Below are 10,798 nucleotides of genomic sequence, written 5' to 3'. Positions count from 1 at the left end.
CCCTGACATACTGGATCAGGTGTGTCTTCAATTTTAATTTCAAATGCACTCGCTGTCCCAATACACACTAAAATCAGTAGTATAGCAGATAGTATCCATTTCATCAATTTCACCCACTTCAATGATCGTCCTTATACGTAGGTGATAGTATCACCAGAGTATAATAAGACAATCCGCTATTAAGATAATAAAATAAAAATTTCTGCAATGCATATCATAGTATCGGTAACGATTATCACATATCTATATTGAGAAAAATATGTCGATTTCCTACACCTAATTTCTAAGCCATACCTCCAGTAGAAATAGTAACACTTGACAGAAGGGGTGACCAGCTATCGCACATATCAAGTATCGCGATGTCACATTTTTTCGAGATAACTATAACCCACAAAAGAAATGCGAGGGACCGGATTCGAACCGGCGAACACCTACGTGACAAGGCCCTCAACCTTGCGCCTTTGACCTGGCTCGGCAACCCTCGCCCTGTTACTCTATACAGAATGTGGTGAGATATAAAATATGTTATGCTTTCTTTCGCCATGCTCGCGTAGGCGGTGTCCTGCTGTGACCCGCGGGGGCCTTTGTGTGCCGGTTTAGTGCCTGATGGGCGGCCCTGGGGGGCCGGAAACGCGCGGGAAAGAACCGGCGCCCGCGGCCCCCGGATGTCTGCCGCATCTGCGCAGCGATGTATATTTATAGGCACCGCGCGAACGATCCTCTACATGTGGGAAGCCATCCTCAGGGCGTTTGAAGAATCGCCCTCGCAGGGGCGGGTCGTGAGGTTTCTCCTCGAGAACGGGTTCGGGGTCAGTGCGGAGGGCAAAATCGTCTGTAACGGCGTGGAAATCCCTGCAACCCATATCGCCCGGGCCGCCGGGACCGACCGGCGCGTCGTGGATGCGACTGCGCGGCGCATCCTTGAAATCCCCGAGCTCAGGGACGTGTTTCTCCACCTCCGGGTAACGCCCGACATCAGCGCGGTTGCGGAGTCGCTGGGCCGGACCGTCGTCACCGTGATCCCGAACGACGCCCAGCAGAAAGGGATCGTCGGCGCCGCCGTGAACGTGCTCTCCGAATACAACCTGAGCATCCGCCAGATCTTTGTCACGGATCCCCTGCTCTCCGAGGAACCGAAGCTCGTCATCGTCGTCGACGAGGAGCTGCCGGGCGTCGTTTTTGAAAGGTTGAAAGCGCTTCCGCAGGTGCGGCAGCTGATTATCTGAGACGTTCGATCTCGTCCGCGAGATCGCGCAGGCGTTTCTGCACGTCCGGTCCGAGCGGTGCGGCGCGTGCGATACATTCATCGATGCTGATCTCGCGGGCGTCCTTTACGATATTGTCCGCGTGCGCGACGATCTTCTCTTCCAGCGTCGAGGGGACGCAGTCGCGGGGTTCAAGGCCGAGGCGGCGGCACTCCTCGCGGGTGAGGCCCGCACCGATATGGCACTCGACGATGCGGGCGATCCGTTCGGAGTACCCGAGTTCCCGGCAGATATCCGCCCCGATCTGGCCGTGGGCAATGCCATGGGTCTTCGATCTCCCGATATCATGCAGCCATGCGCCCGCCAGAACGAGTTCGGTATTGACCGGCACCTTCAGAGTGAACGTGAGGGCAACGCCTGCAACGGCGCGGCAGTGCTCGATCACCCTGCGTTCGCACCCGGCATGTTCGAGCACCTCTTCAAAGGAGGCGATGGGCGTCACCCCTTTCCGAGCGTGGCGCGGATTGCCGAAACGCGACGCTTCAGGGCCCGGAGAATCAGGTCGTTGTCGAAATGCTCCATCTTCTCATCGCACTGGGGACATTCGAAGTTCCTGCCGAGCGCATCGTCAAAGGTGAAGATTATGCCGCACTGCTTGCAGACGTAAAAATCGTTTTCCTCCTCGTACAGTTCCCGGGCCTCGAGCCTCTCGAGCACTGCCTCCATGTCCTCGAAGAGCGCATCGTCGAGATTGTCGAGACGGAGCTTCCAGAGATAGGTCAGCCACCCGGTTTCGGAATTCTTAATCCGCCTGTACTCGGCAAGCCGTTTTTCGTAGAGGGTATAAAGTGTGTGGCGTACGCTGTTAAGGTTGATGCCGGTCGTTTCGGCAAGATTTTCGTCACTGTGCTCCCCTTCTTTCGGGAACTTCTTCAGGAGCAGAACGCCCTCTTCCCTGATCATGCGGATCAGGTATGCCTCAATTGCCGGATTCTCCAGCAGTTCCTCCACGGCTACCATCTGCTCATATATCTGCCCACCCCTGATATAGTTCTATCCAGCATTGCGAGAGCGGCATCCCGTGTTTTTCCCCACCCGAATGTGCTGACAACCGCACCGCCCTCCTCGATATCGGTGCCGGGCCACGGAATGTCGGCAACATAAGGCGAGAGGTGCCGGAGATCGTCGCGGACGGTCAGATCCCGGTCTGCAAAGACAATCCTGCGTGCCGCAAAGGCGGGAGCACTCCCCGCGTGTGCGGGGGGCAGGATACCCCGGCATGCACTCACGTGCAGGTCGAACAGGTTTCGCCCCGTTGCCATTTCGACCGTGTCGAGGGTCGCCTGAAATCGCGGGTTAATCTCGATTGCCCGGATACTGTCCCCGAGCATAAAATCGACGCCTACGGAACCGATGCACCCGGATGCCCCTGCCGCATGTTCGGCGATGCGGATGAGTTCGGCGGCGCGGGGGTGGTCGAACGGTGTGATTGCACCCGCAAAACCATGGGCTTTATCGTCATCCGTCTCCCTGAGCAGCTGCTCGTTGACCGCGACGGCCCGCGCTTCGCTCCCGTTTGCAATGCAGGACACGCTGCAGGGAATGCCGTCGACGAGCTGCTGCCTGATGTAGGGCACGTCGGGCCACATCTCCGTCCATGCCCGCTCGTCGGCGGGTGACCCCGCAACCCGGTTTCTCCATCCGCCTGCGCCTTTCCGTGGCTTTATCATGCAGGGAAACGTGGTTGCGGAAACGATCGGGGGAACGGGTATCTGTTCGCGTTCGAAAAACTCCTGGATCGCATGTTTGTCAAGAAATTCCCTCACCCGCTCCCGGGGAGTGCCGCATACCGGGAGGGAGCTTCCCATATCCTCCGCCCCGGAGGTCACGACAAGCAGGTCGACAGGGCGCATCCGGCAGAATTCTTCGACAAGGCCGGGCAGTTCGTCGAGGTCCCCGAACGTCCGGCACTCGTCCGTGTACCAGCACAGGTCCTGGTCGCAGAAATGGTCGATGGCAGCCACACGGTAGCCCGCATTCCATGCCGACCTGACAACATGCCGGGTTGCGAACCCGGCGACAAGAACGGTCCCTCTCACTCCCCACTCCTCGTCTTTACCCGTGCGGACGGGATGATGCGCATCGGCGCATCGGGATATTCCCTGTTCAGCTCACGCCCTTCGAAAAGGTGATCGAGAAACAGGGCGAGACTGGAGATCTCCGAATGCGGCTGGGTCGTCACCGAGATGTTGTAGTCCGCAAGCCCGTAGACATCGCCCGGCACCTTCTCGGCACCCACAACGACCAGAATATCCCCGAGATTCCTCACCTCGTCGATGACGTCCGTCATCCGGAGTCCGTACATCGTGAGGTGTGCGACCGCACCCTCCTTGGCCTTCCAGTCGGTGATGCACCGGCGCCATGAGACATTATTTTCCACAAAAAAATCGCCTCCCCACCGGTCAACCACGGCGTCAACGGATTTTTTCACGCCGGGATCGTTCGCGGCGAGGTACATCCCGTCCGCTCCGAGCGCCCGTGCCGTAAGCGCGACGTGGGTCGTGACACGCTGATCGCGTTCGGGACGGTGGCCGATGCGGAGCACACAGGCCCGGGCCATCTACTGCTTCTCCTCCCGCGGGGGGCGGTACTTGATGACGCCGTCTTCGACGACGACGGGGCTCTCCTGTGCATGGTTCACACGGCACATGACCAGTGATTCCTGTATCGAGAGTATCCTGATATACTCGCCCGATCGGCCGATCAGGCAGTTCCTGTTAAGCCGCTCCATCGACCCCTCCACATCGTCACGGGCAAAACCGGCGATTGTGCAGAGCTCCGGGACGGTGATCGTCTCCCGGGAGGCAATGATGTGGTACAGGGTCCAGTCGAGTTCTTCTTCACGCACGCAAGTGAGGTTGATGCGGCGTTCCATATACTTTTTTGCGAAGGACTGCCCATTGCACCTGTACACGGGGATGAAGCCTGCCCGGGGCGAATCCGCGCAGGATGAGGCCACCCGCTCCCCGGGACCATACGATGGAGGCACCTTATGATCGATTATCTGGAACTGGCGGAACTCGCCGACAGGATCTATGCCATCGCGGAGGATGACGTCGAAAAACTCGCGGATATCCTTGATGATCTGGAACCCGGCGTCAGGAATGAGCTTCTTCATTCCGATTTTATGAATGCGTTCCAGGTATTCTACCACGCCTTCCGGGAACTGCCGACCGAGCTCGGGGAAGAGCGGCTGATTCTCCAGCCCGCCACGGAGATCGTTCGGGGTGTCCTCGTCGAGGAACGCGACCTGCTCGAACTGCATTTTACGGAGACCGACGGTGTGCCATCCGTTCTGGTTTCCGACGGCGAAAAAATGATCCGGACGTTCACGGGGAGGGGGGCGTACGGCCGGGCGGTTGCGTTTTCCGAAGAATATGAGCCGTAACGGCTCCGCCATGGCCCGCGCTGATCAGCGATTCGTCGACGCGGGCGGGCACGAACGGCGGGACCTCTCCCCACAGGGCTATGTTATCACCCGTTATCACACAGGCACCGTCGATTCCCGAATCTTCGAGCGGCGTAAAGAGCTCTTCGCTTCCCGCCCCCGACCTGTTGCAGAGCGACGTCGCCCATGCATCCGCCAGCGAAACGTCGCGGGCGAAGACCGTTACCGCGTCTGCGGTCCCGAAGGAAATCGACGGCCCGACGGTGGCGGATGACGTGCACACGCCGTAGATTCCGCTCTGCTTCGGAAGAACGAATGCACGCGAGGCGCCTGCCGGTGCCCCGCCGGCGTACAGTCCGATCCTGATGTCACGGTCCGAGATGATGGCAATATCCCCCCCGTTGTCGATCACACCGAAGAGAGCGCCCCCCTCCTGCATCGCCTCGACGCCTGCCCATGCAATGCTGCCCGCCACTGCCGCCATAGGGCCGACACCCGCCGCACTCCCCGCTTTTACCATCCGGCCGACGGTCAGGCTTTCGGCTTGGGGGAGGTAAGGCTCCAGCGTCATGCCGAAAAAAGGATCGGTGGCAATATATGCCTCCACCTCCTGCCGTGCGGCGATCATCGCCTCCTTTGCCGCCACGATGTGGGACCGCTCGTCGGCTAGGATGGTGGTGATCGTGGTCCTGTATTCGAAGTGTTCCCGTATCATTGCAGGAGAGAAAGGGCATGGTGCGGGCAGGCATCGACACATTTGCCGCAGAGCACGCAGCGTTTCTCGTTCAGGGTCAGGCGCCACTCGTCGTCGAACGAGAAGACGTCCTGCGGACAGACGCTGATGCATGCGCCGCAGTCCACGCACTCGTCCTCGTCGCGCCGCACCGAATCCTCGAGAATCCTCACCGTGGCGCCGAATTCACGCAGCTTGGTGCATACGAGATCAGAATCGGAATCGGCCACGTCGACGAGCACTTCCCCCGCAATCGAGTCGATATGTGCCCGCTCGACATTTATGAGGACACCCGTCTCCTTCACGGTGCGGGCGATGACCGGTTCACGACCTCCCTTCCGGGAAAATGTCACGAGCAGTTTCATCGGCTCCACCTCCCTCCGAAAAGCTTCCCGAGATCGATCGCGCTGAGAAGCCCGATAATGCACCCGTTGTCATCGACCACCGGGAGCGCACTGATATTATTCAGTTCAAGCTTCCGGGCCGCGATATCCACGGCCTCCCCGGGTTTCGTCAGGATCACGCGGCGGGTCATGATATCGGCGACCCGCCTGCCGCTGCCGGGATTCACCACCGCTTTTGAGATATCATAGGTCGTGACGATGCCTACCACCCTGCCCTCCGTATCCAGTACCGGGAGGTGGTTGGTCTCTCCCTTCAGGAGTGTGCGTGCCGCGGTGCTGATCTCCTCGTCCTCTCCGATGCAGGGGATGCTGCGCTTCATGATGTCCCTGACCCGGGGGACGCGCTCTGTTTCGCGAAGCGGATGCACCCTTTTTGTGGGATCCAGATGCCGGGTGGGAAGGAAAAGTTCCATCTTCCCCTCCCTCACCCATCCGGCGAGGGCCTCGGCCACGTCACGGGCTTTTCTGAAACTCGACATGGACGAGGTCTTCACCTCCTCCCCTCCGATCTCGACCCTTCCGCTCCTGAGTTCCGCGTAACTGACCTCCCGCAGGACAGGCCGGTCGCGGGAGGGGACACCGTAATCGACGATTGAAGTGGTGATGTCCTCGTCCCGCACCGCAGTGCTTCGCACGACATCGAGGTCCACGACCGGAATCGGAATCCCAAGGCCGACATACAGGCTCACACCGTATCCGTTGAACGTGGCGGCGCGCAGGAAGTCGGTTGACATGCCCGTCATGTTTCCGGTGACCATGAGGTTCGCAAAGCCGCTTGCAGGCGATGACTGCGTGCCCTCTCCGATGACCATCCCGGGTGCTCCGCAGAGGAAGATCGGCACGCCGCTGCCGATGATCCTGAGCTGAGGGTCATTCGCAAGCGGCGAGAGCACCCCCGCGCCTGAAAACGAGACGTTGCCGCAGTGCGGGAGGAGCGACCCCATATAGGTATGCAGCATCCGGTCGGATGCGTTCGTGGCGGCTCCATACCGCTGGAAGGCGTTTCTGGGGTTGCACATCACGGCCTGGTTGAGATCGTCGAGCGTGATTTCGGTGGTCAGCGTCGTCCGCGGGTAGCAGTCGGTCCCCTTTGAAAACGCTCTGAGTTCGATGTTCTTTCCCGCGACCAGATCCTCCAGTACATGGGCGCCGCCGTACCTGTCCCCCTTCGTCTCGGACTGCTGGGAGGCACCAAGATACGCGTCGACCGCCGCCACTCCTGCATATGCCTCGACGTCATTGAGCCAGACCCGCTCCATCCGGATGGGGGGATCCGAATGTCCGAAGTTAAAAAACGCCCCCGATGAACACATCGCTCCGAAGGTCCCGGTCGTGACGACGTCCACTTCGCGAAGCGCCCCCTCCTCACCGAGTTCTTCAACAATGGCAGGCATCTCCTCCGCAGTTACGACGCGGGCGTTCCCGTCACGGATTCGTGTATTGATCAGGTCGATGGACTTGGGCATGGAATATAGTTTTCTCTTTTATGAATATTTAATCCTCCTATTTATTACTAATAGTAATATGAAGTCTTTTATTCCCGCGGGAAGAGTAGTATACATGGAGATCCACCGGTTTATCGCGGAGATGGAACGGATTGCGCCTCCTGAGCTGGCCGATGCATATGATGAGGGCAGGATCGGTCTTGTCGTCGAGGGATCGCCCGATATCAGCCGTGTATGCTGCGCTCTGGACGCCACGCCCGCGGTTGTGGGTGAGGCAATCCGTTCGGGTGCGGAGATGCTCGTCGTCCATCACACACCGCTCTGGACTCCCGTCACTTCGGTGCGGGGGGGTATCGCGGCGCTCCTCCGCGACACGCTCGCAGCCGGCCTGAACATCTATGTCATGCATAGCAATTTCGACCATGCGGCGGAGGGGATCAACGACACGCTCGGCGGCCTCCTCTCGCTCGGGGAGATGGTGGAGATGTCACTTGGTGTCGTCGGCAGCTGCACTCTCCCCCTCTCCGGGATCGCGGGCCGCCTCGGGTGCCCTCTCAGGGTGTACGGCTCGTTTTCACCCCCCGTCCGGCTCGCCGTCGTCGGCGGCAGCGGTTTCTCTCCCGATCTCATGGAAGAGGCGGCATCGCTGGGTGCGGACTGTTTCCTCTCCGCCGAACTGAAGCACAGCGTCTGCAGGAGCACAACGCTCACCCTGATCGAAGCCACGCACTATGCGCTTGAATCGCCGGGAATGCGCCGGCTCGCGGACAGGATGGGATGGACGTTTCTTGACGATCCCCCCCGGATGGTTTCAGTCCGATGACCGTGTGGGACCGCCTCCGGGCGGACGGCAGGCTGACTCCGGCGATATGCACGCGGCTGCGGCATATCTACGGGGAGCGCGGGGAGAAGGCTCTTCGTGCGGTGGAAGAGCGGAGGGTGAAGCGGTACCTGGACTTCTTCGTCGTTGTCGGCCTGAGCGGCGAGTACGTTATCGAGGACGACTTCTGCACCTGCGGCGATTTCCTGTTCCGCGGACGGGAATGCTCGCATATTCTGGCGGTGCGGATCGCGCAGGCGACCGGGATCTACGAGACGTATTCGAGCTGGTATCTGGATGAATGGGAGGAAGATCGGGGATAGCAAATACTAATTACCGTTTAAAGCAGATATTGTGTAATTATCACGTGGTTTTCCATGCTCGAAGAAGAATATCAGCTCGATTATTTTCGATCCCAGGGCCTTGAGCGAAAAATATGTACCTCCTGCGGAGCAGCGTTCTGGACCCGTGACCCGGCCCGCACCCTCTGCGGCGACGCTCCCTGTGAGCCGTATTCGTTTATCGGAAACCCTGTCTTCGCACCGCATTCCCTTGACGAAATGAGGGAGGCGTTCCTCTCCTTTTTCGAGCGCCATGGCCATACCCGCATCGAGCGGTACCCCGTTGCGGCACGCTGGAGGGACGATATTTATCTGACTATCGCCTCCATTGCCGATTTTCAGCCGTTTGTGACGAGCGGGGAAGTTCCGCCGCCTGCAAATCCCCTCACTATCGCGCAGCCCTGCATCCGTCTCAACGATCTCGATTCGGTGGGACGATCGGGCCGGCATCTCACCACGTTCGAGATGATGGCCCATCACGCGTTCAATAATCCGGATCAGGAGATCTACTGGAAGGACCGGACCGTCGAGCTCTGTGACGAGTTTATCAGTTCGATCGGCGGTGATCTCACTGCCGTTTCCTATAAGGAGCACCCGTGGATCGGCGGCGGAAACGCCGGACCGAGCGTCGAAGTGCTTATATCGGGACTCGAAGTCGCGACGCTTGTCTTCATGAGTCTCGGGCGCACACCGACCGGAAAACCGCCGGTGGATCTCGACGGCGTGCCCTACTACCCGATGCGGACACGCATCGTCGATACGGGGTACGGCCTCGAGCGATTCGTCTGGGCATCCAAAGGGTCCCCGACAATCTATGATGCGATCTTCCCCGAGATGGTCAGCCGCCTCATGGAGGGGGCGGGGCTGTCCCACTTCCTCGACATGCCCGAGTATACAAAGATACTCGCGATGAATGCGAAATATGCCGGGCTCATGGACATCAGCGGCTCCAATATTCTCACGATGCGGCGGCAGATCGCGTCCCAGATTGACGTCCCGATTGAAAAACTCCAGAAAATGATTGCACCGATCGAGCGGGTGTATGCGATTGCCGACCACACCCGCTGCCTTGCATACATGCTCGGCGACTGCATCGTGCCCTCCAATGCGCAGGAGGGATATCTCGCCCGTCTCGTGCTCCGGCGAACGCTGCGCATGATGCATGAGCTGGGTATTACGGAAAACCCCGCCGATCTGATTGAAATGCAGATGAGGATTATCGGCATCGACTCGTTCGAACAGGAGCTCGGGGTCGTCAGGGAGATCGTTGCAAACGAAGTGGAGAAATACGCGCATACGATGGACAGGGGGACCCGGATCGTCCAGAAAATGGCCCGGGAGTACAGGAAAAAATCCGAACGCATCCCGCTCTCCGAGATGATTACGCTCTACGATTCCCACGGGATTCCGCCGGAGACCGTTCGTGAGGTTGCCGCCGAAGAAGGGGCGGTCGTGGATCTTCCCGACAATTTCTACTCCCATATCGCCGACGTGCACTCGGAATCGTCCCCTGAAGAGACGGAAGAGGACCGGTTTGCGGCATTCCGGGACCGCCTCGCCACGCTCCCTCCGACCCGACGGAAGTACTACGAGCAACCGTGTGAAATCGAGTTCGAGGCTATCGTGCTGGACCACTTCGACGGATACGTCGTCCTCGACCAGACCCTGCTGTATCCCGAAGGAGGGGGGCAGCCGTCGGACACGGGCACGCTTGTTACGGAAGAGAATATGGTGCGCATCGATCATGCCTTCAAACTCGGCGATGTGATCCTGCACCAGATCCGGGGCGGCACGCTCAAACGCGGCGAACGGGTAAAGGGAATGGTCGACGAGGAACGCCGGTGGACGATGATGCGCCACCACACCGGCACGCACATTCTCCTCCACGCGGCACGGGATATTCTCGGGAAGCATATTCACCAGGCGGGGGCGCAGAAGGGGAGCGAGAGTTCCCGCCTCGATATCCGCCACTACCGGCACATCACTCCCGACGAGCTGAAGCGGATAGAGATTGCCGCCAACAGGATGGTGCTTGCGGACATGCCCGTCTATGTCAAGTGGGAGGAACGGTCCCGTGCGGAGCAAAAATACGGCTTTGATCTGTATCAGGGAGGTGTTCCGCCGGGCAGCGAGATCCGGGTCGTTTCGGTATGCGGAGACGTGCAGGCATGTGCCGGCACCCACTGCCGGAGCACCGGGGAGATCGGCCCCGTCAAGATAATCCGCGTGGAGCATATTCAGGACGGCATCGAGCGGCTGGAATTTGCTGCGGGCACCGCGGCCATTTATTACATGCAGCATGTCGAGCAGCTGCTCACCGATGCGTCCACCGTCCTGAGCGTTCAACGGGAAAACCTTCCATCGGCCGTCGAACGGTTTTTTACCGAATGGAAGGAGCAGAA

General features: G+C 59.5%; 12 protein-coding genes, 1 tRNA gene and 1 pseudogene. 5 read left to right on the top strand and 9 right to left on the bottom strand.

The window, feature by feature from the left end:
• Window positions 1–400: 400 nt before the first annotated feature.
• A tRNA-Leu gene (locus APR53_03175) sits at window positions 401–485 on the bottom strand.
• A 240-nt stretch (window positions 486–725) separates the two neighbouring features.
• On the opposite strand from APR53_03175, the gene APR53_03170 reads away from it, so the two are divergent.
• Window positions 726–1,226: a regulator of amino acid metabolism, contains ACT domain protein gene (locus tag APR53_03170; protein ID KQC04691.1), complete on the top strand. Its 501-nt coding sequence runs from the start codon at window positions 726–728 to the stop codon at window positions 1,224–1,226.
• On the opposite strand, the gene APR53_03165 is transcribed toward APR53_03170, so the two are convergent.
• The 5 genes from APR53_03165 to APR53_03145 are packed head-to-tail and all read right to left on the bottom strand — an operon-like array spanning window position 1,219 to window position 4,224.
• Window positions 1,219–1,698: a phosphohydrolase gene (locus tag APR53_03165; protein KQC04690.1), complete on the bottom strand. Its 480-nt coding sequence runs from the start codon at window positions 1,696–1,698 to the stop codon at window positions 1,219–1,221. The two genes, APR53_03170 and APR53_03165, sit on opposite strands and share 8 nt — an antisense overlap.
• 5 nt (window positions 1,699–1,703) lie before the next feature.
• Window positions 1,704–2,225: a transcription factor gene (locus tag APR53_03160; GenBank protein ID KQC04689.1), complete on the bottom strand. Its 522-nt coding sequence runs from the start codon at window positions 2,223–2,225 to the stop codon at window positions 1,704–1,706.
• A complete protein-coding gene (locus APR53_03155) occupies window positions 2,219–3,304 on the bottom strand; it encodes an ATP-dependent carboligase (GenBank protein ID KQC04688.1) in 1,086 nt (361 codons plus the stop codon). The genes APR53_03160 and APR53_03155 overlap by 7 nt, the downstream gene beginning before the upstream one ends.
• On the bottom strand, window positions 3,301–3,825 hold the full coding sequence (locus APR53_03150) for a tRNA 2'-O-methylase (GenBank protein ID KQC04687.1): 525 nt from the start codon (window positions 3,823–3,825) through the stop codon (window positions 3,301–3,303). The genes APR53_03155 and APR53_03150 overlap by 4 nt, the downstream gene beginning before the upstream one ends.
• Window positions 3,826–4,224: a hypothetical protein gene (locus tag APR53_03145; protein KQC04686.1), complete on the bottom strand. Its 399-nt coding sequence runs from the start codon at window positions 4,222–4,224 to the stop codon at window positions 3,826–3,828.
• 33 nt (window positions 4,225–4,257) lie between these two features.
• Here APR53_03145 and APR53_03140 point away from each other — a divergent pair, with 33 nt between their 5' ends.
• Window positions 4,258–4,653 (top strand): hypothetical protein, encoded by a 396-nt coding sequence (locus APR53_03140; protein ID KQC04685.1) that lies wholly within the window; start codon window positions 4,258–4,260, stop codon window positions 4,651–4,653.
• Window positions 4,654–4,666: 13 nt separating this feature from the next.
• Here APR53_03140 and APR53_03135 read toward each other — a convergent pair.
• The 3 genes and pseudogenes from APR53_03135 to APR53_03125 all read right to left on the bottom strand — a co-directional run bounded on the left by APR53_03135 (window position 4,667) and on the right by APR53_03125 (window position 7,256).
• Window positions 4,667–5,368 (bottom strand): annotated as a pseudogene (locus tag APR53_03135).
• Complete coding sequence (locus tag APR53_03130; protein KQC04684.1) at window positions 5,365–5,751, bottom strand: [Fe-S]-binding protein; 387 nt, start codon at window positions 5,749–5,751, stop codon at window positions 5,365–5,367. Before APR53_03130 ends, APR53_03135 begins: the two are co-directional and overlap by 4 nt.
• Complete coding sequence (locus APR53_03125) at window positions 5,748–7,256, bottom strand: hypothetical protein (GenBank protein KQC04683.1); 1,509 nt, start codon at window positions 7,254–7,256, stop codon at window positions 5,748–5,750. The genes APR53_03130 and APR53_03125 overlap by 4 nt, the downstream gene beginning before the upstream one ends.
• Window positions 7,257–7,350: 94 nt before the next feature.
• Between APR53_03125 and APR53_03120 the strand changes: the two genes are divergently transcribed.
• The 3 genes from APR53_03120 to alaS all read left to right on the top strand — a co-directional run.
• Window positions 7,351–8,058 (top strand): NGG1p interacting factor NIF3, encoded by a 708-nt coding sequence (locus APR53_03120; GenBank protein KQC04682.1) that lies wholly within the window; start codon window positions 7,351–7,353, stop codon window positions 8,056–8,058.
• Window positions 8,055–8,378, top strand: coding sequence for a hypothetical protein (locus tag APR53_03115; protein KQC04681.1), 324 nt, complete (start codon window positions 8,055–8,057; stop codon window positions 8,376–8,378). Before APR53_03120 ends, APR53_03115 begins: the two co-directional genes overlap by 4 nt.
• A gap of 54 nt (window positions 8,379–8,432) precedes the next feature.
• A partial coding sequence (gene alaS, locus APR53_03110; protein KQC04680.1) for an alanine--tRNA ligase occupies window positions 8,433–10,798 on the top strand: 2,366 nt, incomplete at its 3' end.

The sequence above is a fragment of the Methanoculleus sp. SDB genome, from assembly GCA_001412355.1.
Classification (GTDB): Archaea; Halobacteriota; Methanomicrobia; order Methanomicrobiales; family Methanomicrobiaceae; genus LKUD01.
Note: the sequence above shows the minus strand (reverse complement) of the source record. Positions and strands in the feature narration are given on the sequence as shown.